We start from the raw sequence: 24,662 nt of genomic DNA on the forward strand, positions 1-24,662 counted from the left end.
TCCAGCCGTTCGCCAAAACAATTCGGCAGAGACATACTGCTTGATAATTTTAAGATTCTTTTGCCGTTAATTGATGATAGGCTTTAATTTTCTTAAGAAAGGATTCTGCCTCTATCTCACCCACCGTTCTCAATGGTTTGATTTCATTTCCCTCTTTGTCAAAAAACAGAAACGTAGGTGGTGCAACGACATTATAATGTTCCAATAAAGCTTTTTCTTCCCTGTTGTTTGCTGTCACGTCTGCTTTAAGAATAACGAAATTCTTAAGCGCTTTTATCACTGAAGGATCTTTAAATGTCGTCGCCTCCATAACCTTGCATGAATTGCACCAATCGGCATAAAAATCCACCAATACGGGTTTTCCCTGAGCCTGTTCAATGGCTTGCTTGGTTTCTGCTATGGTTGTGACCGGTTTTTTGATATTGGCTTCTGCTGGAACCAGAAATCCTTGAGTCATTACAGGTTGCAAGGGTTGAACAGGATTATGGCTTCCCATGCTGGCACCAATCAAGATTAACAATCCATAGACGAATAAAATGACTCCGATTCCCTGGCTAAATTTGTTGGAAGCTTGCGTGGTTAAAGCGCCACTGTAAATGCCGGCAAAGATTAATAAAGCAGCCCATAAAATCATAACAACAAAGGCAGGAAGAAGGCGTTGAATAAGGTAAATAGCCATGGCCAATAATAAAAAACCAAAAAAAGACTTGACAGCGTTCATCCAAGGACCTGCTTTAGGTAATAATTTGCCGGCCGAAGTGCCGAGAAGCAATAAAGGTGTTCCCATCCCTAAACCAAGAAAAAACAAGGCCAGACTACCTAATATTAAATTACCACTATGGGCAATATAACTTAATGCACCAATCAATGGCGCAGTGACGCAAGGCGAGAGGATAAGCGTTGACAGGCAGCCCATGACAGCTGCTCCCAAATAATGACCGCTGGTTTGATTACGGCTGACACTGGCCAGCTTGGCTTGCCACGAGGCAGGTAAGCGAAGCTCATAAAAGCCGAACATTGAAAGAGAGAGTAAAATGAAAAGAAGACTGAAAGCGGTAATAGACCATGCAGATTGCATAATAACCTGTAGATTACTCCCCAATAAAGCCACCACTGCTCCAACGATGGCATAAGTAACGGCCATGCTTAATACATAGCTTAGGGAAAGAAAAAAAGCCTTGCCTGTCGTCATATTTTCCCCATGCCCCACAATGATGCCTGATAAGACGGGCACCATGGGTAATACACAGGGCGTAAAGGCAAGAAGGAGACCAAAGCCAAAAAAACTAAGAATGATAAATGGCCAATTATGAGCGAATACAGCTTCTTCCTTGCTGATTGCTTCTCGGGTTTGCTGCTCTGCTATAATGGTTTTGTCTGCGGCAGGAAGAGGTTCCAGACTGGCCGAAACCAACTCCTTGTTCTCATTAATGGTTAACTTGATCTGTCTTTTCTCAGGAGGGTAACAAAAACCATCCTCAGCACAACCTTGATAATGAAGGCTGACCACAGCTTCCCCCGGTTGAGTACCCAGAACGGCAACGGGCAAGCTCAGTTCATTACGATAAATGGAGAATGTTTTACCTTGGCGGTCTGTTTTTTTCTCTGCTTTGGGAAATTGAATAATGTTCAGTTGAGCATTATTGTCCAACGGTTCCGTCAGTTTAATGCGATTTGCATAGAGAAAATATCCTGGCTTAATCTGCCAGTTAACGAGAAAAGTATTAGGATCAACCGTTTTTGTTTCGACTTGAAAAACTTCTGCGGCAGGGGCCGGCGTATTGCTGTATACTGTGAGAGAAACACAACAACATACAGCTAACCATAACCATCGTAGCATACTTCAACCTTTATACTCAGATACTTCATCCTATTGTAAAACATTTTATGGGCTGGATGAAAAAAAACCAAAAATATTTTCATTCTCCCCCTTGAAAGTCGATGAGTTATCCCCATATGGCAGTCATCAGTAAAATACATCATGTTTTGATGGGTTTTACTATAGAGTCAGAGGTTACTCTGAAATTTAAAGGTGATTAACCAAATCAGGAGATAAAGTATGAAAATCCGTCCTTTACACGATCGAGTCGTTGTTCGTCGTATGGAAGAAGAGCGTACCACAGCTGGTGGCATTGTTATTCCGGACAGCGCCGCAGAAAAACCCATGCGCGGTGAAATTATTGCTGTGGGCGAAGGCAAGGTACTGGACAACGGCGACGTGCGCGCTTTGGCAGTGAAAGTGGGTGACATCGTATTGTTTGGCAAATATTCAGGTACAGAAGTCAAATTTGACGGTCAGGAACTGGTTGTCATGCGCGAAGATGATATTATGGGCATAATTGAGAAGTAATGAACCTATTGAAGGAGAAAAAACAATGGCTAAAGAATTAAGATTTGGCGATGATGCTCGCCAGCAAATGATTGCCGGTGTAAATGAATTAGCAGATGCCGTTAGAGTAACGATGGGTCCACGTGGCCGTAATGTTGTTTTGGAAAAATCATTTGGTGCACCTACAGTAACCAAAGATGGTGTTTCTGTTGCCAAAGAAGTTGAATTTGAACAGCGCTTTAAAAACATGGGCGCTCAGATGGTTAAAGAAGTGGCTTCCAAGACATCTGATGCAGCTGGTGACGGCACCACAACCGCTACTGTTCTGGCTCGATCCATATTGGTAGAAGGTCACAAAGCTGTTGCTGCCGGTATGAATCCAATGGACCTGAAGCGTGGTATTGATAAAGCTGTACTGGAAGTGACCAAGAAATTACAGGAAATGTCTAAGCCTTGCAAAGACGGAAAGGCAATTGCCCAAGTCGGTACCATTTCTGCTAATTCTGATGAAGCTATCGGCGCCATCATTGCTGAAGCAATGGCTAAAGTGGGCAAAGAAGGCGTAATCACCGTTGAAGATGGAAACAGCCTGGAAAATGAATTAGCTGTGGTTGAAGGTATGCAGTTTGATCGCGGTTATATTTCTCCATACTTTATTAACAACCAACAAAACATGAGTACGGAACTTGAAAATCCATTCATTTTGCTGGTTGATAAAAAAATATCCAACATTCGTGAAATGTTATCCATACTGGAAAACGTCGCAAAATCAGGCCGTCCTTTATTGATCATTGCTGAAGATGTTGAAGGTGAAGCACTGGCTACGCTGGTGGTCAATAATATGCGTGGTATTGTTAAGGTCTGCGCTGTTAAAGCCCCTGGCTTTGGTGACCGTCGTAAAGCCATGCTGCAGGATATCGCTATTCTTACCAATGGTCAGGTTATCTCTGAAGAAATCGGTAAGAGCCTTGAGAATGCTACTCTTGAAGATCTTGGTTCTTCCAAGCGTGCAGTCATCACCAAAGAAAACACAACCATCATCGATGGCGAAGGCAAGGCAACAGACATCAATGCGCGCATTGATCAAATTCGTGCTCAAATGGAAGAAACCTCTTCTGATTATGATCGCGAAAAGTTGCAAGAGCGCGTTGCCAAATTGGCTGGTGGCGTTGCCGTCATTAAAGTTGGCGCTGCAACCGAAGTAGAAATGAAAGAAAAGAAAGCTCGTGTTGAAGATGCATTACACGCTACTCGTGCTGCCGTTGAAGAAGGTATCGTTGCCGGTGGTGGTGTTGCTTTAATCCGTGCTCAAAAAGCTTTGGATGGCTTGAAAGGCGATAACCATGATCAAGATATGGGCATCAGCATTCTGCGTCGTGCGATTGAGTCTCCACTTCGTCAGATCGTGGCTAATGCCGGTTATGAATCATCCGTTATTGTAAATAAAGTGGCTGAAGGTAAAGGAAACTTTGGCTTCAACGCAGCAACAGGTGAATATGGTGACATGGTTGAATTAGGTATTCTTGACCCAACCAAAGTTACTCGTACAGCACTGCAAAATGCTGCTTCTGTGGCCAGTCTAATGTTAACCACAGAATGCATGGTTGCTGAATTACCGAAAAAAGAAGAAGCCTCTGCCGGTGATGTAGGCGGCATGGGCGGCATGGGAGGAATGGGCGGCATGGGTATGATGTAATCATCCTCCATTTCTTTCATCCATTTAAAAACCCGCCATTAGGCGGGTTTTTTTAATATGTCGAACACTCATCTGGACTTAGCTATTGATACCACGGTCGATGCGGCGGTAATTCGAGCTTGTATTTTTCCAAAGTTATTTTTTATAACCCGCATCCCCGCTACTTGATAGCGGGGTCCAAATAGAGCTTCGCGTGGATACTGAGCTAATTCATGGGGTTAGAGGTTTTTAATCTATTACTTTTTTACTAAAAATGGTTAAAGTTGAGACTTGCGCTATTTTAGTTTAGATGCTTTGATTTTTTCCCAGTGTCTCAAGGGGGACTGTTCTGGATCAACCATTGCTTCTACAGGCAGATAGAAGGTTTGTTCCAAGACATACTGACCACTCAAGGCAGCATGTGAGACATGATCCGTAAAAACAATCCAGCTGCTGTCCGGTGGAAATTCAACACGGTTTTTTGGAACCGTTTGCTGATATTCGTCATCTTTTTTCATGAGATCATGCATATTTATCATATAGTGATCATAAGCAGAGCGAGGTTTTTTCGTGGCTTTAATAAGATAAAGAAATTTTGAGCGTAAAGGACTGAATGCTGGTATCTGGTTTGAAAAGCGTGAAAGCACGTTACTGAACGGTTCACCAAGATTCCATACACGTGACTCTCCAACTGGATTTATATTAGAAAAGACACGCAAAATTCGATGGCCGTATACAGGTGTGCCGGGAAAAGAATCTACATGCAGGCGAGTGTCATCTTTACGTTTGGAAAGATGACGATTTTTTATTTCAGCCGGACGATAACTTGTTCTGCCCCAAACTAAGGCATTCTTATAATGAGGGCATACTTGATTAACCAGTTCTTTAGCAAATTCTGCAAAGCGCTGCATGAATTGTTGCAGAGCTTCCTTTGAATTTGCCACATCAGGCAGGGCATTAAAAGCCCCCAGTTTTTTTCTGGAATAATCAAAGCTAATGTTTTTATGTGAGCCGTCAAGTAATTTGTCTGATAATAATTGTGCATCATCTTTCTGACGGGTAAAAGGATAATTGGGCAGGTAAATGACTTTACCGCTTTCCAGTGAAGAGATCGCTTGTTTTGTCTCCTCCGTATTTAATTCATTTAAATGGCTGATCTTTAGCGTATACAATCTTTCATTCATTTAAGGACCATTCTTGTAATGAGTTTCAAAAGGTTGATTCTAACAAAAGTTAATGGAATATTATATTCATGCTGAGGTTTGACTTTTCATCGGATAACGGAGCGTGTGGAATATTTAATTTGAATTGTACATATTTAAACCCATATAGAGATCCAGAACACTAAATGACTGAACGTTATTAAAGATTTTTAGGCATTAGCAAAGCGATGATGAAAGCCATAAGAAAACTGATAGGTATAATGATGAAGGTATAATGGTAGGCTTTTAATGTTTCCAGATGATATAAATTCAATTCCAAATTGAGTAGAAAATCAATAAAATTTAATGCCAGAACTCCTCCATAGGACTTACGCATTGACAGCTTTAAAAAGACCTGTGCCGCCTTGAATAAATCCACGAATATTGGCAAGAAACAGGTCACGCTGAACCTCATACCAATGAGAAATCAAGTTTTTAACCCGCATAAACTCAAGCTGAACAAAGCCTTTTATGGCGCAGAAAATATGATTTTTAATTTGATTAGAACCACGCACCTGAAAATGCTCGATATGACACACTTGCTTCAAAGCACGATGGTAACGCTCAATAGACCAATGAGCAGCATGAACTCTTTCAAAGTCTTGTTTTTTAATGTTTGGTAAATTATCGAGGTCAGGAACGCTGATGATGTAATAGCGATATGATTTTTTGTACATCTGTCTATACACTTTCACCATGCCGTAATCTTTCAAATAAGCCGTTTGCTCATCGCCTTGCCAGTCCTCTAATTTTTGTACTTGGGTGTACTGGCCTCGCTCGATTGATACGGTACGGTTACTTTCAACCCCAAACATAAATTGCAAACTTAATTTCCGTAACGTTTTCATGTTAGTAATGCTCGCATACCAACTATCACCTGTTACCCAGGCCGGTTTTAGCCCCCAGGCCAGTACCTCATGCAGCATTTCTATAAAGTAGTCATTCTTCGTTTTGCCTTCAGATTTATCGTAAAGACGATAGTTAACGGGCACTGAAATCCCAGCCACATCTGTATAAAAAAGCGTAATCAGGTTAACGCCTTTCACAACCCGTTTATGCTTTCCAGACCAGAAATTACCTATCAACTCAGCTTTTTTAGGGTTCATGTAGGGTTTATCTAATACAGAATCATCCACGCTAAGTATCCCGCCTGCTAACTCTATTTTATCCGATTCTTCATCAAATAAGTCCTTTGGTTCATATCGTTCTCGTCCTAGAAATCGATTTACACTGTCGTGTGATATCGACCCCATCACCTCAGATAAACGCGTACAACTGGGATAGCGCGGATCACTTAACAGATATGAGGTATAAATTACTTCGTTACAATGGGCTGTTGAGGGCTTGGTTTTTGGGAGCATTCCCTGCCTGCAAAAAGCACGCATTTTAACAGATTCTTGTCAATGCGTAAGTCCTACTCCAATATTTATAAAAAAAATATGAATGGCTAAAATCGGGCTAATATATGTTGTAGGCGTATGAGTCTGGACAATAATGGTGGCCACCATGTAAGCAGACATGGCTAATCCCATAATAAATAAAACAATAAAAAGTATCCAAACATGGAGTAACTCTGCATAAATAATGCACGTTGAGGCTATCAATCCAATCAAGCTGCTGATTATCTGCAACCCTTTCTTATTCAGTTTCAAGTTCAGCAGATGACCTAAAAGTAATAATCCTAAAGCGATACCTAAAACAACACAGCTTGTTGAAAAAATAGAATAAGCCTTATGCTCTTTTAATTCTAAATGCATAAATGGACCTAACCAAACCAGAACAAAGCAACTTGCAGGTAAAAATTGAAAACATGCATATAAATTTTGACTCCATGTAAGCCATGATTTATAAGGTGACACGGTAGGCCGAGTAAATAAAGTGGTTGGTCGGTTAATCCATTTTGCAGAAGAAGACTTAACACTATAGCGGTATCCTAATATTTGCATACAAAAAATAATCACATTTATTAAAGAAAATGAAATGATGGCAATTCGCCAGGTAAACAGATCACTTAAAGTTTTGACAGGCCAACCACCTAAAAAAACTCCAAAATAACCCATGCAAAGTGTTATACTGGTAAGATATCCTGTGTGTTGTTTTAAATTCATTTCCTTTATATAAGAAAGGGCAATATTGGCAGAAAAAGCTCCGCTTAAACCGAAAAGAACTTCAGAAATAACCAGCATCCAGTATTGATCGGCTTTTATCATAATGATGATAGCCAATTGATTGCAAAAAACCGCTGTAATCAGCGTCCTGCTTTTTCCAAAGCGTCTAATAATGACTCCAGAAAGCAATATCAGGAACAAATAAGAGTAAAACAAAAAAACAGTTAATTGGGCGACATCTGTCATTTCCAGGGAAAACTCTTTAATAAACTTATGACGCAATGTCGTTGGCAGGACTCTGTACATATACTGATGCATGTAAAACAAGGAAGAAGAAAACCAAAGTAAAACGGCCGCTAATAGTTCTTTTTGGTAAAGATGCCTTTTATTAACCATTCAATGGGTTCATCCTTAAAGCTGAAACACTGAAATTTTTGCTTCCCACTGACTTGCAGCGGGAAAATATTGCTTAATAAAAATATGAGTGAAACGTTGATGCCCAGTATCTCTCTGAGCTAACGTTAGGCGTTTGATTTAGAAGAATTTAGCATCCAATGGGCTTTTTCATGGGCAGAAATCCGGTCAGCCAATAAATTTGCTGTTCCCTCATCGTCATTATCATGGGCAATGGTCATGGCTTGATTCAAATCTTTAACCAACTGATTATGATCTTTAGCGAGCTCGGTCACCATTTGATTAGCATCAATATCGGAATTGCCATCTTGAATACGTTTCAACTTTTCGAATTCCTTAAAAGTAGCCGGTGCCTTATGGCCCAACATTAACATCCGTTCAGCAATCTCATCCACAGCCTGAGCCAATTCCTTATACTGCATTTCAAAGAGCTCGTGTAAGGCTTTGAAATGAGGTCCTCTGACATGCCAGTGATAGTTCTGCGTCTTTAAATATAATGCATATGTATCAGCAAGTGTTACGGCCAATTTATTCATTACATCGGTCATTCCCAGCTCCTTATTGTTTCAATTCTCATTATCATAGTAGATAAAGCACAGAAACTAAAATAAAATATTCTGATGATCAACATCGGTTTTTTTATAAAAGGCGTGTCCTTAATGGGAATACCCCAATAAGCTCCCTTCTTGAAAATTTTTATGTCCGCGTTTTTGTAAAGCCCTGTATATGTTAAAGTCACTAAAATTGCTGCGGAATCTTCTTTAAATGTGGATTTTATTTCCTGTTAGTCTTTTTTTAAGTGCTGTATTGCTTTTTTGTATACAGCCCATGGCTGCAAAGGTATTGTTACCCTTGTATGGCGGAACTCCGGCAGTCTGGATCATATGTATGCTGTTTTTCCAGCTATTATTGTTGGTAGCATATGGATATGCTTGGTTATTAGCACATTTGCCTCGTGCCAGAATTTGGCCTTTTGTGCATGGCTTAATGGCTTTGCTGACCTTTTTTGCCCTTCCTGTTATGTTTCAACCTACCCCCAGCTTACATATGCCGGAATGGGGTATCTTATGGTCATTGTTTCATCATTTGGGACTGCCGTTATTAATCATCGGTGCCTCAGCACCTTTGCTGCAGTTTGCTTACAGCAGAACTGAAGAAAAGCATGCAGCAGATCCTTATTTTTTGTATGTAGCCAGTAACATTGGAAGTCTGCTTGCTTTATTAAGTTATCCTTGGCTTATCGAACGTTTTCTCGGATTAAAGACTCAATTTCAATTATGGACGGCAGGATATGTCGTTTATTTAGTGCTTTTGGCATGCCTTTTACTGGGCTGGAAGTATCAACCAAGAGAAAGTATAGTAAAAAAGCAAAGTCATTACACAGACATCAGTTGGTGGATTTTTCTAAGTTTTATTCCTTGTAGCCTGATGTTGGGAGTCACTTTTTATATTACCACTGATGTTGCACCCACACCTCTTTTTTGGGTATTGCCTTTATCTTTATATCTTTTGTCCTTTATTGTGACTTTCTCCAGAAGTCCTTTGATACCTCATCGGTGGGTTGTTCGTAATACAGTTTTTGTTCTCATCTTTCCTGTTTTAGGTTTTATTTTCGGGGAAAGTCAGATTTTAGCCTGGCAAATGGTATTGTTTAATCTTGTCGGTTTTTTTATGCTGGCATTGCTTTGTCATGGAGAGTTAATTCGAAGACGTCCTGGCCCCGAAGGATTGACACTGTTTTATTTTTGTATTGCTTTGGGAGGAGTGCTTGCTGGGATCTTCAATGGTTTAATGGCGCCTCGCTTATTCAGTCAACCTTATGAATATCCTTTGCTAATAGTTTTAAGTTTATTGGTGCTTCCCATCAAGCGCTTTCAGCGAGAATGGTGGATGCCTTTTACCGTCTTAATCATTTTATTGCTCAGCCATTATTTGGCTGGTATTTCTTCCCTACAGATACTAAAGCGTTGGCACATCGGTGAGATTGCTGCGCTATTAGTAGCGACCATCTGGCAGCAAAGTGCACGAAGTATAAGTCTTGCTTTTGCCATTTTATTTATTTTTCTTTTTGTTCCCTGGTTTAAACATTCAGACGTGCTTTTACAGCAGCGAAATTTTTATGGCATAAAGCAGGTGATTGCCAAGGGAAATGTGCACGCTTTAATGAGTCAGACGACGATACACGGTTTTCAGCTGCTCAATAATCCTGAGTCATTAAAAGGTACGTTGGCTTATTATGGTGCGGTCGAACCAGTGATTGATGTATTTAAACAACAGAATGAGGTTCTGAAAACGACCATTATGGGACTGGGTGCTGGGATTCTCGTGTGTCAGTTCCGTAATACGGATCGGCTAAGTTTGATTGAAATCGATTCTCAGGTTCTTCATATTGCTAAAAATCCGAATTATTTTACTTATTTAAGTTTTTGTCCTTCTGAGCAGACACTCATTAATGATGATGGCCGTCTGGCTTTAGCGAAAATGAAAAATCATTCACAGGATTTAATAGTTGTGGATGCCTTTAGTTCGGATGCTATCCCGGTGCATTTACTCACCAGAGAAGCGTTTACATTATATCGCCAAAAAATGACAGAAGACGGTGCCATTTTAGTGAACATCAGCAATCGCCATCTAGAATTATTGCCGGTATTGACTGCAAGCGGTAGAGCGAACGATTTGATTGTGTTAGAGCTTGTCCATAAAGGAGACAAGCGATTAGGACAATTTGATTCTCAATGGGTGCTTCTTACTTTAAATGAGCCTTTGGCGTTTCAACTTATCAATCGTTTTGGCTGGCGGTTTGTCGCTGACAACTCTACCTATTTATGGACCGATGACTACTCTAATTTAATACCGTTATTAAAATGGTAAAGAGTCTCGCAAGCTGAGCTGTTGTTTGTGCCACCGTCAATACAAGGATTATTCACTCATGAGTAATTCAGGATATCTGCCAGATTACCTTTCTTCTCCAGCCAGCTTTTCCTGTCCGCTGCGCGCTTTTTCGATAGCAGCATGTCCATGATGGACATGCTGGATATTTCGTCATCGAGAGTTAATTGAACCAAGCGTCGCGTGTCAGGATCCATGGTTGTTTCCCGTAATTGCATTGGATTCATTTCTCCCAGACCTTTAAAACGCTGTACATTCATTCGGGTTCGACTGTTTTTGGATAGTCTATTGATAACCTGATCTTTCTCTATTTCATCGAGTGCATAATGGACTTCTTTGCCTGCATCGATTCGGTATAAAGGAGGCATGGCAACATAAACGTGTCCTGCCTTGATTAATGGCTTGAAATGCCTTAAAAATAAGGCGCAGATTAATGTGGCAATGTGAGCACCATCGGAGTCGGCATCGGCAAGGATACATATTTTACCATAACGAAGCCCACTTATATCCTCAGATCCAGGATCAACGCCAATTGCTACGGAAATATCATGAATTTCCTGAGAGGCAAGAATTTGTGAGGAATCAATTTCCCAGGCATTGAGGATCTTACCTCGTAAAGGCATGATGGCCTGAAAATCTTTATTTCGTGCTTGCTTCGCTGAGCCTCCAGCAGAATCGCCCTCGACCAGAAAAAGCTCAGTTTGAGCTAAGTCCTGGTGCAGACAATCAGCCAACTTACCCGGTAAGGCAGGACCTTGACTTACTCTTTTACGAGCGATTTGCTTGGCCTGTTTTAAACGCTTCTGTGCACGCTCAATTGCTAACGCAGCCAATGCTTCACCTTGATTGTGATGCTGATTTAACCATAGGGCAAAAGCATCTTTCACAATATTACTGACAAAGACAGCTGTTTGGCGGGAACTTAAACGTTCCTTGGTTTGTCCGGCAAATTGAGGTTCTTTCATTTTTACTGAAAGCACATATTGGCAGGGCTCCCAAAGATCATCCGCTGTTAGCTTGACGCCACGTGGTAGTAGGTTTCTTAGTTCACAAAAGGCAGAAAGTGCATCAAACAGGCCTGAACGCAATCCGTTAACATGGGTTCCGCCCTGAGGTGTTGGAATCAGATTCACATAGCTTTCATTAAGACTACTGTTAGGTTGTGTCGACCAGACTAAAGCCCAGTCCACGGCGGCATCCCTCTCATTAAACTGGCCTGTAAATGGCTCATCCGGCAAATAATCATCACTTAATGATTGTTTAAGATAATCGGCAATACCGTATTCATAACACCATTCCAGTTTTTCATTGTTAATTTTATTAACGAAGGTCATGGATAAACCCGGACACAAGACGGCTTTTGCCCTTAACACATGAATTAACTGCTTAATGGAGAGACGGGTTGTATCGAAATATTTTGCGTTTGGCCAGAAACGAATAATGGTGCCGGAGTCTCTTTTACGGGTTACGCCTGTTTCATTGAGTTCAGTGAGTTTATCGCCATTGCTGAAGCTCATTTGATAAATGATGCCGCCACGTTTGATGGTTACCTCAAGCCGTTCAGAAAGAGCATTGACCACCGACACCCCGACTCCATGCAGCCCTCCGGAAAATTGGTAGTTTTTATCTGAGAATTTGCCTCCGGCATGAAGACGGGTCATAATGACTTCTACACCGCTTAAACCTAATTGAGGGTGCAAATCCACGGGCATACCGCGCCCATTATCTTCGATTTCTACAGAGCCATCCTCATGAAGAGTGGCGATTATTTTTGATGCAAAGCCGGCAATGACTTCATCAACACTGTTATCAATCACTTCCTGGGCCAGATGGTTCGGTCTGGCTGTATCGGTATACATTCCTGGTCGCCTTTGTACCGGCTCCAGACCACTTAGCACTTCAATGGCTTCGGCGGTATATTGTTCAGACATGTTTTTTTCTCAGATAAAAACATTATTTTAACATAGAATCAGGTGCTGTTGACATGTCTGTTCTTTAGACGCCATCTTTCTGTTGCACATAAATTTATACTCTTGCTAAACTGGGCTGTAGCCATTTTTTTAATAAAGAAAAGCAATAAATTAAAAATCTCTAACCCCACGAACGACCGCGGTAATATGGAGCTTTATTTGGACCTCGCTATCAAGTAGCGGGGATTCGATCTAAAAAATGGCTAAAGTCCAGCAACTAAAGTGAGCATTACAAAATAATATTTATGGAAAATATTGCTGAAATCAAACAGTTATCAATTGCTTTTCAAGAGCGGAATGCAATGATAACAGCGGTTAAAAACGTGAGCTTTCAGCTGAGAGCGGGTGAAACATTGGCATTACTTGGAGAGTCAGGCTGCGGCAAGTCATTGACGTCACTCGCTATCATGCGTTTATTACCGGAAAATGCGGTCTATGGCTCTTTAAGCAAAGTCTTTGTGGATAATGATGATCTGCTTAATCTTCCTGAGCAAATAATGCAGCAATTGCGGGGATGTAAACTGGCTATGATTTTTCAGGAACCGATGACTGCTTTGAATCCGGTCTTGACCATTGGTCAGCAATTATCGGAAATTTTATTGAGACAAGAAAAAATGACACGCTCTGCACTTAAAGAGAGTATGATTGCCTTACTAAAAGAAGTGGATATGCCGCAACCTCATTTAAGAGTTCATCAATACCCGCATCAGCTATCAGGTGGACAGAAACAGCGAGTGGTCATTGCCATGGCACTGGCCTGTAACCCACAAATTCTGATCGCTGATGAGCCCACTACAGCACTTGATGTGACTGTCCAAGCGCAGATTCTTGCCTTGCTGAAAAAATTACAGAAAAGATATCAGATGAGTTTGTTGTTAATTACCCATGATCTCGGTGTGGTGAAAGCCGTTGCTGATCAGGTATGCGTAATGTATGCCGGAGAAGTGGTGGAACAGGCCGATGTGTCCTCATTTTTTACCGAAGCCAGGCATCCTTATGTACAGCAATTGTTGGCCTCCGTACCTTCTTTTGACTTGCGAAACCAGCACCTCTCAGTGATTTCCGGTACGGTGCCGGCATTGGATCATATGCCGAGCGGTTGTCGTTTTCATCCCCGCTGTGATTATGTTTTTCAGCGTTGTCAACAAGTTGAGCCTGAGCTGCAGACCTTTGCCGGAAGAACGGTGCGCTGTCATTTGTATCCTGAGCATTCGAGCTTACCTACATTGCAGAAAAAAGAATCCAAGCAGTGGATTGAGAGAAGTACTCCGGAAAAAGCGTTATTATCTGTAGAACATTTATCCGTCTATTTTAAGCAGCGCCATGGAGGCTTTCCGTTTAAAAAGGACATCATTAAAGCTGTTGACGATGTTTCTTTTCAGTTATATAAGGGACAAACGCTGGCACTGGTCGGCGAGTCGGGTTGTGGAAAAACAACCATTAGCCGTGCTTTACTCCAGTTAGTGCCAGCAACCGCCGGTCAAGTGCTCTACCAGAAAAAAAATGCTCTTGGTTTGCGTGGGCGTTTTTTAAATGATTACCGAAAAAAAGTACAGATTATTTTTCAGGATCCCTTTTCAGCCATGAACCCCCGTATGACCATTGGTGAAATTTTAGCCGAAGGAATGAAAGCACAGGGAGTATCTAAAAAACGAATGATATCAAAACAGCGGCAATTGTTAGAGCAGGTGGGCTTGTCGGTAACCGGTCTGTCTCGTTATCCACACCAGTTTTCTGGAGGGCAGCGTCAGAGAATTTGTATTGCCCGTGCGTTGGCTATGGAACCTGAGATACTCATTTGTGATGAGCCAACCAGCGCACTTGACGTTTCAGTTCAGGCACAAATCTTGAATTTATTAAAGGAGGTTCAGCAGGAAACGGGATTATCCTATTTGTTTATAACTCACAATATGGGAGTGGTTGCCTACATTGCTGATGATGTCATGGTCATGAGAGAGGGGAAGATTATTGAAACAGGGTCTTGTGAGGAAGTATTACATAAACCCAAGCATGCCTACACGCAGCAACTTTTGTCTGCGGTACTTGAGGTATGAGCAGCGATTTTAGCCATCAAAAGGAACAGTGGATGCCGACTTTCGTCGGCAATTCGGAAATACCTGCTCAGCCTCATCAGCAACGGCCGTATTTGGCTATTTTAAGCTAAAAAATTTTCGGACATATATTGGCTCTTTTTAAAAGTCAGCGAATTACCGGCGAAAGCCGGTATCCATGATCTTCAAAAAAAGAAGGCACATAAACCTGGTTCGCCAGATTTTAATCATTACATCCACGGTTGCTGTTAAAGATGAAGCAAATTTTTTATAAAATTTCCCACATTATTTATAGCTATTTTTTCACTGTCTTCCTGACTTCGGGCTTTATATTCGATACAGTCTTCTGCTAGATTGCGTTCACTGACCACAAGCCTGTGGGGAATGCCAATGAGATCATTATCAGCAAACAATACCCCAGCGCGCTCATTACGATCATCCAATAGAACATCTATTCCAAGAGCAGAGAGCTGCTGATATAACAGTTCGGCCTGTTCTTTAACCTGTTGTGAGCGATGGCCGTTTAAAGGAACGATAACCAATTGAAAGGGAGCTATGGATTGCGGCCAGATAATGCCTTTATCATCATGATGTTGTTCAATGGCTGCTGCAACCACCCTGCCAACGCCCAAACCATAACAACCCATTAACATCGCTTGCGATTGTCCTTCTTCATTAAGGACTGTAGCATTCATTGCACGGGTGTACTTATCACCCAGCTGGAAAATATGACCAACTTCGATTCCGCGACAGGAGTGGAGATATCCTTGTCCATCAGGGCTGGGTTCACCTTCTTTTACATTTCGTAAGTCGAAAGCATCCTGATAATGTGCATCACGCCCCCAGGCCGCATTCAGGAAATGTTTATCGGCCTGATTTGCTCCACAGGCAAAAGAGGAAAGGGCCAGAGCCTGGTAATCGGCGATAACGGGAATATTGAGATTCACCGGTCCAAGAGAGCCGACAGGTACATTTAGATGATGAAAAACAGTTTCTTCATCTGCGAATTTTAAAGGGGATTTGACCAGAGGATGTTTTTCTGCCTTGAGTACATTTAACTCATCATCACCGCGCAAAACCAAAGCAATTAAGGGCGCTTCTGTGCCCTCAACAATCAATGTTTTAATGGTTTTCTCAATGGGTGTATTTAAAAATTGAACCAAGTCATTTATCGTTTTCTGATTTGGCGTGTCAACCAAAGTCATTTTCTCGTCAGGCAGATTTTGGGCTTTATTAGGACTTAAACTTGTTGCCTGTTCAATATTGGCGGCATAGTTGCTTTGATCACTATAAAAAATCAGGTCTTCACCTGAATCCGCCAAAACTTGAAACTCATGAGAAACCGATCCGCCTATCGCTCCGGTATCCGCTTCAACAGCACGGTATTTTAAACCGAGCCGGTCAAAAATACGGCAATAGGCTTGATACATGGCATCATAGGTGTCTTGTAGGCTTTCTTGCGTCAAATGAAAGGAATAGGCATCTTTCATTAAAAATTCGCGTGCTCGCATCACACCAAAACGCGGCCGAATTTCATCACGGAACTTGGTTTGAATTTGATAGAAATTCACCGGCAGTTGCTTATAAGATTTTAATTCATGGCGCATGATATCAGTGATAACTTCTTCATGTGTGGGGCCAAAACAATATTCACGCTCGCTGCTGTCATGCATGGTCAATAATTGTCCGCCAAAACTATGCCATCGGCCGGTTTCCTGCCAGAGTTCAGCCGGCTGTACTGCCGGCATCAGCATTTCCATGGCTTGAGCACGGTTCATTTCTTCACGAACAATTTGCTCAACCTTACGTAACACCTTCAAGCCTAAAGGCAGCCAGCTGTATAAGCCCGAGGCTAATTTGCGAATCATCCCGGCACGTAACATCAGCTGGTGAGATATAATTTCGGCATCATGAGGGGTTTCTTTTAAGGTGGCTAACAACCATTGCGATGCACGCATGTAAGGCTCCTGAATCTCTAAGCATTTATAAAAAAAGACAATTATAGCAATTACCACTGATTTTGCGAATGAAAACAGTCTTTAAAGTATTATTTTGTAAAAAAAATAACAATTATTGTTGCAATTTGACTTATTTCATAATTCCTTAATCTAGGTGTTCTATTTTTAGTTAAATATATCAATATTTCTAAAAAGAGAAAACCATGCCTCTCATAGAAACCAAAATCTTGGAATACATTAGCGGTAAATCTAAAAAAGGCCATGATGCGGTAAAAAAGAAAATCTTTACAGATTTGTATAAACTGCTAATAGATAATCAGCTCACTGTGGCCGGTTTAACCGATAAAATTAAAAATTTATCACCTGAACAGCGTAAATCATTATTTTACAGTCGCTCTAAAAAGGCTGAAGAGAGTAAGGCGGCGGAACTTATTCAAGAACTATATCAACTCATGAATGTGTCTCTTACGACCAATGATATGGCCACCATCGTTAAAGAAGGAATAACAGAACGCACAGAAAAAATATTGAAAGGAGTCCGCTATAAAAACTGGTTAGAGAATCCTACCGCTGCAAGAGAAAAAAGGGATCTGGATCATGAGTTAAAAGACCGTTTACAATGGAATAGTTCTAACAATCGAGGAAAACCCTTAGCTCAAGTATTGTATGAACTTTGGAGTACTAAACAACTTCCAGAAGAAAGCTTGGAATCTGTTTTAAATACCATTTATGAGGAAGCGCCTGATTTTCTTCCGCAATTCTTATATGAGGCCTATTCTTTATGCAGGACTGAAGAGACATCAGAATTTTTAGAGGAAGTAACTCCTTTTTTTGAGGAAAACAAAGAAATTGCTCCTTATTTCATAAAGGCGGATATTGATTTTGCCATCAAATGGATTAAAGAAAGTCCTGAAGAGGAAATAGGTGTATACTATTTTCAATTACCATCCTCTATGCAACACGAGGTATTCTCTTATTTTAAAGAAAACCCAAAGGTACGTGAAGCCATTCAAAATGCCACGGCTGAATGGTTGTTTTCAGGCAGCCCTTCAAAAAAGGGGAAAGAAAAAGGATTTGATAAAGCAGAAGAAGAAAAAATTATAGCCATATTAACCGATCCTGAAATTCGTGCCGAGGAAGCAGGAAACAGCAGGGAATATCAACATGTTTTGTCTTTAATTACCGAACGCCATAAGAAAGAATTCCATGCAACTATTGACAAAGATGTACAGGAGAAAGCTGTTAAGGGCATCAATGGTTATTTGGCGAAAAAAGACTCAGCCGGTGAAAAATATCAATTTTTTCAAGATTTACGTAATTCAATCAGAAGAAATGGGCTCAGTAAAGACTTACTTAAGGTTTTTTTTAATAAAGGCCAAAAATTATTGTCCAAGCCTACTCGAGCACAGCAATTAATGAGCGATTTAGAGAAGCTGAATGAGAGAGCAGAGAAACTTAAAACTCCAGACGAAATCAAAAAACGTGCTCATCAATTGTTCACCGGAGAAAGAATCCCGCAAACGGCACTGGATGACTCTATTCTCTCTGTGATAGGTGACTTGCAATCAAAAGCCGATGTTTTATTGCAAGGAAAAACCCAGCGGAGACAGCTTGTTGAGGCTCAATATCAACAATATATACACCAACAGGCTCTGGAACTCATCGCAAAACAAGACAAGCCTATTTTTGACCCGCAAGGGCACGCACTGGCTTTAGTGCATTTGCAAGAAAACGATTATCAACAAATTTTAAAAAATTGCGGACTGGATTGGCATGGTTCTGCTAAGGATGTTCTTGAAGACATCATAGGTCCTGTTACCGAAACCATATTTTGTAATATTGATGTAGCGGATGATAAAGATTTAAGCAGTCGTTTCAATGAATGGCTTGACAGAAAGGAGTCAGATTTCTTTGAAGAATTTAAAGACGACCGAGGCAGCATCATTGCCTTGCAGGAAGAAATGAGCGTACACGTGTTTCTTGCTTTAAGAGTTCTTCAGGAAAAAGTGTTTCCAGGAAAGTTAAATTTAAAAATTGGTGATGATTTTCGTCAGGAGTTGATGGAAAAAATTAATCAAAGAATTCAAAACCTCATTCAAAAAGCTATGGAAGAATGTGACAAAGCGGCTTTAGATGAACCATCTATAGACAAGGTTGCTCTTTTAAACAAAATCATGGATGAAGCGCGTCTGGAATTAGCACAAGCCTGTCGTGAAGATTTGGTCGACACTGTATTGGAGAGAGTGGAGGATGAGAAGGACGAGATAATTGAACAACTGGCCAGTCTTAAAAAGCATGACTTTACGTCCAAAACAGCCACAGGCCTTGATTATCTGCGCAATGATGTCCGCAATCAAACCATTGTTCGCATCACAGCAACAGATGAAACCGCACATGATAAAAAAATAGGTCATCAAGCCATCCGGGTTTTAAATCGAAATCATTACCGGTCCAAAGAGGTCAGACCTTATCATGACGATACTTCTGAAGCCAGAGTGCCTTCCATTGCTGTTGGAGTCGATGAAAACGTCATATTCCGTATGCCAGGAACCCAAAAAAGGGAGCATCAACAAGCGATTGACGATGTGGTGCAGAAGTTAAAAGAAAGCCGAGCATTGATGCAAAAAATGCGACCGGATTACCATGGCCCTATGACATACAATTTATTGACTTCTTTGCACGGTAAAGCAAAAGATATTCTACCTAAAGTAGAACTGCAAAACCGCCAAAGGAAAAGTGCGGCAAGGATTTTCAAAGGCTCACATGTGTATAACCGCGAGCTTATGGAAAAAGGTAATAGCCAGGGATTTACCTTTGTACAAAATATCCCGGTCAATCAACACGGGGAGGCACTGAACGATAACGATATGGATAAAGCGGTCAGGGAAGCCACTTTACTCACCAATATGGCCATGCTGGCGACATTGAGACACCATGCTGCTAAGTTTTCTCCTGCCATGCAGAAAAGTCTTGAAGAGACCTATCAACAAAGCCAAAAACTTTATCAAGCTTTTCTTGCGTCAGGGAAAGCCGATGGTACCCATTATTTCTCTTCATCAAAAGAAGGTGAGGATTTAATAAAAATATTAAATGAAAAAAAAGCGGAATGGAAAGAAAATAAACCCCTATCAGCCCGTGGAAATCTCAGCGGTATGGTTGTAAAGACCTTGTTTAATATGTATAGCCAGAATGCTCATTACAACAAACAATTCGGTATGCTTATCCAGGCCTTGTCTGTCTTTGTTGAACCGATGTCTGAGGCCGGCTGTAAAAGTGCCAATGAACGCTATCAAGCAGTATCAGGGCGGGTAGAATTATTGAAAAGCATTTCTTCTCGCAAATGGGAAGAACTGTCAGAAGCTGAGCAGGATCTGGTGCTGGAATTGGATAGATTTGCTGTCGAAGGCGGTGGTTGTGAGAAATTACAAGAATGCATGGATGTTGCTTATAACCTGTATAATTTGCAAGGTTCTGTAGCTTCCATCAGCGAAGAAGACCAGGCGGCTTCTTCAAAAATTAAATCTTCAAAAAACAAAGCAAATGAAGGCGTTATTTCGGAATACAATACCAATGTGGCTGAAACCTCCCGTTTAACGCGGCTGTCTCAAAAAAACAGTTCATCCATGCAGAGTCATAAAGCAGAGTTGTCAGAAGTTTATAGAGATTTATTTGGTCAAAAAATGCTCGAGTCTCTGTCAGATTTGGCAATGAAATAATGATTTACTCCTTTGATAAAAACCTGATATTTGAATCGGTTTATTGGATAAATGAGCATTTGAATCGTAAGTGATTTAATAACATTGAATACATGTGGTGGTAACATCCACTGGCTCTTTTTTAAAAGGATGAAAATGTTCAGTCGCCGTTACCACAGTAACTTCTTGATCTTCAACCACATTCGTTCTGCCGCACGCAGTGATGAAAAAAACCATCATTAAAGTCATCCATATTCTTATCATTTTTATCCTCAACAGGTCATTCAAATTCTGTAAAAAGCAAATCGCCTAAAATATTGCAAAATGATATACTCTTTTCAGTATTATCGGCTATGATTTGCATTGCTTGATAATTTATATAAACTTTTACAGGACGTAGTTATGTTGGATAGAGCCACGGTTGTCGATGAGCAATTTCTCAAACGGCTGAAACAGGTTGACTTTCCCTCACCTAAAAGCTTCATGACTGCTTCTCAAGCCGGTCTGGATAAGAAAACGGCGATAGAATTGTTTGATTCGCAAATTAAGTCACGACTTCTGGATTTAATTGCTCGTCAGTTAAAAGAAAAATCCTTATCCTATTATACGATTGGCAGTAGTGGCCATGAAGGAAATGCAGTTTTCGGCCAGATTTTCAGACACAGCGATATGGCTTTTTTACATTATCGCAGTGGTGCTTTTTACTTACAGCGGGCAAAGCAGCTACAGGGTTCTGATGGAGTCAAGGATATTCTCTTGTCACTTGTGGCTTCGGCAAAGGATCCTATTTCGGGGGGACGACATAAGGTTTTTGGTTCAGTACCTTTGTTTATTCCACCTCAAACATCAACCATTGCCTCTCATCTTCCAAAGGCATTGGGTGCCGCTTTATCCATTACCAGAGCGAAGGAACTTGGTATTGACAGTAAATTGCCGTCCAATTCTGTCATCCTCTGTTCTTTTGGTGACGCCTCCGTTAACCACGCAGCTGCTCAAGCGACATTGAATGCCTGCTCATGGATTCATCAACAGCAGTATCCCCTGCCTATTGTTTTTCTTTGTGAAGATAATGGCATAGGTATATCCGTACCCACGCCTGGGAGCTGGATTGAAAACTCTATAAAAGCACGTGTTGGTTTTCATTACATTGCCTGTGACGGTCTGAATTTTGCCGACTGTTACATGAAGGGACTTCTGGCTGAATCAATAGCCAGGCGTAAAAAACAGCCCGTTTTTTTACATATGAAATGCATTCGTTTATTGGGCCATGCCGGTTCAGATATTGAATTGCAATATCGATCTTTGGACGAGATTGAGCAGATAGAGTCTGAGGATCCTTTGCTGCATACGGCTGGATTTTTATATAGGGAAGGCTGGATGTCGATTCAGGCTATGGCTGATTTGTATCTGGATAATCGGGCTTTAATTGAAGCAAAGGCCATGGAGGTGATAGCTCTGCCAAAATTAAGCAGCGCTGATGAAGTCAAATCCAGCCTTTTGCCTAAAATTCATCAGAACAAGGTCTATTTGCTGCCTGATGAAGCGCAGCGAAAACAGGTGTTTGCTGCCGCTTATAAGCAATTGAACATGAAGCGAAACCTGTGTCAGCATATTAATTTTGCTTTAACCGACTTAATGATGCAGTACAGCAATATGTTGGTGTTTGGTGAGGATGTAGCAAAAAAAGGTGGCGTTTATCGGGTCACAGCTGATCTGCAAGCCAGATTTGGACGCAGGCGAGTCTTTGATACGTTATTGGATGAAACGACGATTTTAGGAACAGCCATCGGATTGGCGCATAATGGTTTTATTCCAGTCCCCGAGATTCAGTTTTTAGCCTACTTACATAATGCAGAAGATCAGTTAAGGGGCGAGGCATCTACCTTATCCTTTTTTTCCAATGGTCAATATTGCAATCCGATGGTCGTGCGCATTGCCTCTCTTGCCTATCAAAAAGGCTTCGGAGGACATTTTCATAATGATAATTCCATTGCCGTACTACGGGATTTACCAGGCGTGGTGGTTGCCTGTCCATCCAATGGACCGGATGCTGCTAAAATGTTACGTACTTGTGTACGATTAGCTCATCAGAACGGTCGGGTAGTGGTTTTTCTTGAACCCATTGCTTTATACATGACCAAAGATTTACATGAAGCTGGAGATAATGGCTGGTTATTTGAGTATCCTGTCTTGGATGAACACATTGAGTTGGGAGAAGTTGGCGTTCACGGTGAAGGTGATACGGTCATTCTCAGTTATGCGAACGGTTATTATCTGTCTCGACAGGCGGCAAAAATACTAAAAGATAAATATCGTCTTTCGGTAAAAACAGTGGATTTACGCTGGTTAAATCCCTTGCCGGAAGAGGCAATTCTTAAGGTGGTCGCTAAAGCACGTCGTGTGCTGATTGTGGATGAAGGCAGGCAAAGTGCTTCTCTTAGTGAAGGTTTAATGACCTTATTGATGGAAAAGGCTTCTTCGCACCTGCAAGTCAGGCGCCTTACCGGAGAAGATTGCTTTATTCCTTTAGGCCAGGCCTGGCAGTATCTCTTACCCAGTCGTGACAGTATTGTTACAGCGATATTGTCATTGGTCGATAATACAGCAAGGTCGGTGACTGTCAAATAGCTTCCTATTCATCTTAAGAATGGGGAGATTGGTTATATTTTGCGATGAAGGGAGAAAGGTAGTGGATGATTTATTGTTTTTAGATGAGCAGTTACACGATGATGAAAAAATGATTCGCGACACGGTTGCGCGTTTTGTGGCACAAGATGTCATTCCATTAATGGCTGATGCTTTTGAAGAGGCGGACTTCCCGAAACAATTGATTAAACAATCCGCGGATTTAGGTTTACTAGGATTGACTCTTCCTGCAGAATACGGTGGCGCTGAGGCCTCATATGTAGCTTATGGCTTGGTTTGTCAAGAATTGGAGCGCGGTGACAGCGGGCTGAGAAGTTTTGTTTCCGTACAAAGTTCTTTATGTATGTATCCCATTTTTCGCTATGGAAATGAAGAGCAAAAAAAGCGCTTTCTTCCGGCGATGGCCAGAGGTGAAGTGATTGGCTGCTTCGGCCTTACCGAGCCTGATTCCGGCTCTGACCCAGCCGGTATGAGAACACAGGCCAAAAAAGTGGATGGCGGCTGGCGTTTAAACGGTTCTAAAACGTGGATCACCAATGCACCTATTGCCGATATAGCCCTTGTCTGGGCGAAGACTGAGGCTGGAATTCGTGGCTTTATCGTTGAGAAAAAATTTGAAGGATTCAAGCGCACAGAAATCAAGTTAAAAATGTCACTAAGAGCCTCCATTACCGGTGAATTATTTTTTGAAGATGTTTTTGTTCCTGATGAAAATCTGTTAGCAGGCAGTGAAAAAGGTTTAGGTGCGGCGTTAAGCTGTTTAAGCCAGGCCCGCTACGGTATTGCCTGGGGCGCTATGGGGGCGGCCATGGCTTGTTTTGATATTGCCAGAGATTATCTCTTGGAAAGAAAACAGTTTGATAAACCGTTGGCTTCCTTTCAACTCATCCAGGAAGATTTAGCTGAGATGTATACAGAAATCATTAAAGCACAATGGATGAATTTACAAATCGGCCGGCTGAAAGAGCAAAACAGAGAAACCCCGGTCATGATTTCTCTGGCTAAAGGCAACGCTTGCCGCGAAGCTTTAAAGATTGCCCGTCAATGCCGTAATTTATTGGGAGGTAATGGCATCAGTCTTGAATATCACGTGATTCGTCATATGCTGAACCTGGAATCCGTATTTACCTATGAAGGAACGGATAACGTTCATACGCTGGTATTGGGAAGGCACATTACCGGTATCAATGCCTTCTCCTGACATTTCAAATAGCGCAACCGACACCAGAAGAATGGTCGCGCTATTGTATCTAACGTCTCTGATGCAACATATTTCACCAGAATGCTACACTTATAAATATATAATCTAAAAATGAGTGAGAGATACATGGTCAAAATGGAAAAAGAGCTGGTAGATACTGTAATTACCCCCGATGAAGAATTATCAGAAGAACTTGAGCTGGCAGAAACGGACAATGATGAAGAGCACAACAGTTTCATCGGAGCTGATGAAAGCAATTTGCTTGAAGATGGAGTTCCTGGATATCAAACTACTGGACAAGAAGGCACAGATGATCAAATTGAAGAGGAATTGGAACAAATCCCAGGACCGATGAATACGCCAAAACCACGTCTTGATTAAATCATCGAATATCGCAAAGACCTTGTTATTTCAGCCAGATCAAGTTATGATTCTCAGCCAGTCGGGGCGTGGCGCAGCCTGGTAGCGTACTAGCATGGGGCGCTAGTGGTCGCAGGTTCAAATCCTGCCGTCCCGACCAATAA

The 24,662-nt window shown here is 41.4% G+C and carries 17 protein-coding genes and 1 tRNA gene; 9 read left to right on the forward strand and 9 right to left on the reverse strand.

Annotated elements, in window-relative coordinates:
- Window positions 1-49: 49 nt before the first annotated feature.
- Window positions 50-1,840, reverse strand: a complete 1,791-nt coding sequence (dsbD, locus tag E4T55_RS09915) for a protein-disulfide reductase DsbD (RefSeq protein WP_058501566.1) — start codon at window positions 1,838-1,840, stop codon at window positions 50-52.
- Between the two features lie 219 nt (window positions 1,841-2,059).
- On the opposite strand from dsbD, the gene groES reads away from it, so the two are divergent.
- Both groES and groL read left to right on the forward strand, forming a co-directional pair.
- Window positions 2,060-2,350: a co-chaperone GroES gene (groES, locus tag E4T55_RS09920; RefSeq protein WP_058501565.1), complete on the forward strand. Its 291-nt coding sequence runs from the start codon at window positions 2,060-2,062 to the stop codon at window positions 2,348-2,350.
- A 25-nt stretch (window positions 2,351-2,375) separates the two neighbouring features.
- Window positions 2,376-4,025: a chaperonin GroEL gene (groL, locus tag E4T55_RS09925; protein ID WP_058501564.1), complete on the forward strand. Its 1,650-nt coding sequence runs from the start codon at window positions 2,376-2,378 to the stop codon at window positions 4,023-4,025.
- Between the two features lie 275 nt (window positions 4,026-4,300).
- Here groL and kdoO read toward each other — a convergent pair whose 3' ends face one another.
- The 5 genes from kdoO to E4T55_RS09945 all read right to left on the reverse strand — a co-directional run bounded on the left by kdoO (window position 4,301) and on the right by E4T55_RS09945 (window position 8,276).
- A complete protein-coding gene (gene kdoO, locus E4T55_RS09930) occupies window positions 4,301-5,188 on the reverse strand; it encodes a Kdo hydroxylase KdoO (protein ID WP_058501563.1) in 888 nt (295 codons plus the stop codon).
- A 178-nt stretch (window positions 5,189-5,366) separates the two neighbouring features.
- Window positions 5,367-5,543 carry a hypothetical protein gene (locus tag E4T55_RS15225; RefSeq protein ID WP_156411799.1) on the reverse strand — a complete coding sequence of 59 codons (177 nt, stop codon included), beginning with the start codon at window positions 5,541-5,543 and terminating at the stop codon, window positions 5,367-5,369.
- Window positions 5,536-6,567: an IS701 family transposase gene (locus E4T55_RS09935; RefSeq protein ID WP_058501601.1), complete on the reverse strand. Its 1,032-nt coding sequence runs from the start codon at window positions 6,565-6,567 to the stop codon at window positions 5,536-5,538. The genes E4T55_RS15225 and E4T55_RS09935 overlap by 8 nt, the downstream gene beginning before the upstream one ends.
- A gap of 39 nt (window positions 6,568-6,606) precedes the next feature.
- Window positions 6,607-7,710 carry an MFS transporter gene (locus tag E4T55_RS09940; protein WP_058501562.1) on the reverse strand — a complete coding sequence of 368 codons (1,104 nt, stop codon included), beginning with the start codon at window positions 7,708-7,710 and terminating at the stop codon, window positions 6,607-6,609.
- A 125-nt stretch (window positions 7,711-7,835) separates the two neighbouring features.
- A complete protein-coding gene (locus tag E4T55_RS09945) occupies window positions 7,836-8,276 on the reverse strand; it encodes a Dps family protein (protein ID WP_058501561.1) in 441 nt (146 codons plus the stop codon).
- 217 nt (window positions 8,277-8,493) lie between these two features.
- Between E4T55_RS09945 and E4T55_RS09950 the strand changes: the two genes are divergently transcribed.
- Window positions 8,494-10,599, forward strand: coding sequence for a spermidine synthase (locus tag E4T55_RS09950; RefSeq protein WP_058501559.1), 2,106 nt, complete (start codon window positions 8,494-8,496; stop codon window positions 10,597-10,599).
- A gap of 56 nt (window positions 10,600-10,655) precedes the next feature.
- Here the strand turns inward: E4T55_RS09950 and parE are convergent, their stop codons facing one another.
- Entirely contained in the window at window positions 10,656-12,548 is a 1,893-nt protein-coding gene (parE, locus tag E4T55_RS09955) for a DNA topoisomerase IV subunit B (protein WP_058501558.1), read from the reverse strand.
- Window positions 12,549-12,832: 284 nt separating this feature from the next.
- On the opposite strand from parE, the gene E4T55_RS09960 reads away from it, so the two are divergent.
- Entirely contained in the window at window positions 12,833-14,641 is a 1,809-nt protein-coding gene (locus E4T55_RS09960) for an ABC transporter ATP-binding protein (protein WP_058501557.1), read from the forward strand.
- 245 nt (window positions 14,642-14,886) lie between these two features.
- Here E4T55_RS09960 and E4T55_RS09965 read toward each other — a convergent pair whose 3' ends face one another.
- Entirely contained in the window at window positions 14,887-16,596 is a 1,710-nt protein-coding gene (locus E4T55_RS09965; RefSeq protein WP_058501556.1) for a proline--tRNA ligase, read from the reverse strand.
- A 203-nt stretch (window positions 16,597-16,799) separates the two neighbouring features.
- On the opposite strand from E4T55_RS09965, the gene E4T55_RS09970 reads away from it, so the two are divergent.
- A complete protein-coding gene (locus E4T55_RS09970; protein WP_058501555.1) occupies window positions 16,800-20,312 on the forward strand; it encodes a hypothetical protein in 3,513 nt (1,170 codons plus the stop codon).
- A gap of 75 nt (window positions 20,313-20,387) precedes the next feature.
- Here E4T55_RS09970 and E4T55_RS15230 read toward each other — a convergent pair whose 3' ends face one another.
- Window positions 20,388-20,555, reverse strand: a complete 168-nt coding sequence (locus E4T55_RS15230) for a hypothetical protein (RefSeq protein ID WP_156411798.1) — start codon at window positions 20,553-20,555, stop codon at window positions 20,388-20,390.
- Window positions 20,556-20,693: 138 nt separating this feature from the next.
- On the opposite strand from E4T55_RS15230, the gene E4T55_RS09975 reads away from it, so the two are divergent.
- From E4T55_RS09975 to E4T55_RS09990, 4 genes are all read left to right on the forward strand, one after another.
- Window positions 20,694-22,919: a thiamine pyrophosphate-dependent enzyme gene (locus E4T55_RS09975; RefSeq protein WP_058501554.1), complete on the forward strand. Its 2,226-nt coding sequence runs from the start codon at window positions 20,694-20,696 to the stop codon at window positions 22,917-22,919.
- 61 nt (window positions 22,920-22,980) lie between these two features.
- Window positions 22,981-24,138: an acyl-CoA dehydrogenase family protein gene (locus E4T55_RS09980; RefSeq protein WP_058501553.1), complete on the forward strand. Its 1,158-nt coding sequence runs from the start codon at window positions 22,981-22,983 to the stop codon at window positions 24,136-24,138.
- A gap of 126 nt (window positions 24,139-24,264) precedes the next feature.
- Window positions 24,265-24,519 carry a hypothetical protein gene (locus E4T55_RS09985; RefSeq protein ID WP_058501552.1) on the forward strand — a complete coding sequence of 85 codons (255 nt, stop codon included), beginning with the start codon at window positions 24,265-24,267 and terminating at the stop codon, window positions 24,517-24,519.
- 62 nt (window positions 24,520-24,581) lie between these two features.
- Window positions 24,582-24,658: transfer RNA gene (locus E4T55_RS09990), tRNA-Pro, on the forward strand.
- Window positions 24,659-24,662: the final 4 nt, after the last annotated feature.

It is taken from the genome of Legionella israelensis (assembly GCF_004571175.1).
In the GTDB taxonomy this organism is placed as follows: domain Bacteria; phylum Pseudomonadota; class Gammaproteobacteria; order Legionellales; family Legionellaceae; genus Legionella_D; species Legionella_D israelensis.

Excerpts from the sequence above, each read along its gene's own strand:
- dsbD (WP_058501566.1), bottom strand. The coding sequence starts at position 1,840 with ATGCTACGATGGTTATGGTTAGCTGTATGTTGTTGTGTTTCTCTCACA.
- groES (WP_058501565.1), top strand. The coding sequence starts at position 2,060 with ATGAAAATCCGTCCTTTACACGATCGAGTCGTTGTTCGTCGTATGGAA.
- groL (WP_058501564.1), top strand. The coding sequence starts at position 2,376 with ATGGCTAAAGAATTAAGATTTGGCGATGATGCTCGCCAGCAAATGATT.
- kdoO (WP_058501563.1), bottom strand. The coding sequence starts at position 5,188 with ATGAATGAAAGATTGTATACGCTAAAGATCAGCCATTTAAATGAATTA.
- E4T55_RS15225 (WP_156411799.1), bottom strand. The coding sequence starts at position 5,543 with ATGCGTAAGTCCTATGGAGGAGTTCTGGCATTAAATTTTATTGATTTT.
- E4T55_RS09935 (WP_058501601.1), bottom strand. The coding sequence starts at position 6,567 with ATGCTCCCAAAAACCAAGCCCTCAACAGCCCATTGTAACGAAGTAATT.
- E4T55_RS09940 (WP_058501562.1), bottom strand. The coding sequence starts at position 7,710 with ATGGTTAATAAAAGGCATCTTTACCAAAAAGAACTATTAGCGGCCGTT.
- E4T55_RS09945 (WP_058501561.1), bottom strand. The coding sequence starts at position 8,276 with ATGACCGATGTAATGAATAAATTGGCCGTAACACTTGCTGATACATAT.
- E4T55_RS09950 (WP_058501559.1), top strand. The coding sequence starts at position 8,494 with ATGTGGATTTTATTTCCTGTTAGTCTTTTTTTAAGTGCTGTATTGCTT.
- parE (WP_058501558.1), bottom strand. The coding sequence starts at position 12,548 with ATGTCTGAACAATATACCGCCGAAGCCATTGAAGTGCTAAGTGGTCTG.
- E4T55_RS09960 (WP_058501557.1), top strand. The coding sequence starts at position 12,833 with ATGGAAAATATTGCTGAAATCAAACAGTTATCAATTGCTTTTCAAGAG.
- E4T55_RS09965 (WP_058501556.1), bottom strand. The coding sequence starts at position 16,596 with ATGCGTGCATCGCAATGGTTGTTAGCCACCTTAAAAGAAACCCCTCAT.
- E4T55_RS09970 (WP_058501555.1), top strand. The coding sequence starts at position 16,800 with ATGCCTCTCATAGAAACCAAAATCTTGGAATACATTAGCGGTAAATCT.
- E4T55_RS15230 (WP_156411798.1), bottom strand. The coding sequence starts at position 20,555 with ATGATAAGAATATGGATGACTTTAATGATGGTTTTTTTCATCACTGCG.
- E4T55_RS09975 (WP_058501554.1), top strand. The coding sequence starts at position 20,694 with ATGTTGGATAGAGCCACGGTTGTCGATGAGCAATTTCTCAAACGGCTG.
- E4T55_RS09985 (WP_058501552.1), top strand. The coding sequence starts at position 24,265 with ATGGTCAAAATGGAAAAAGAGCTGGTAGATACTGTAATTACCCCCGAT.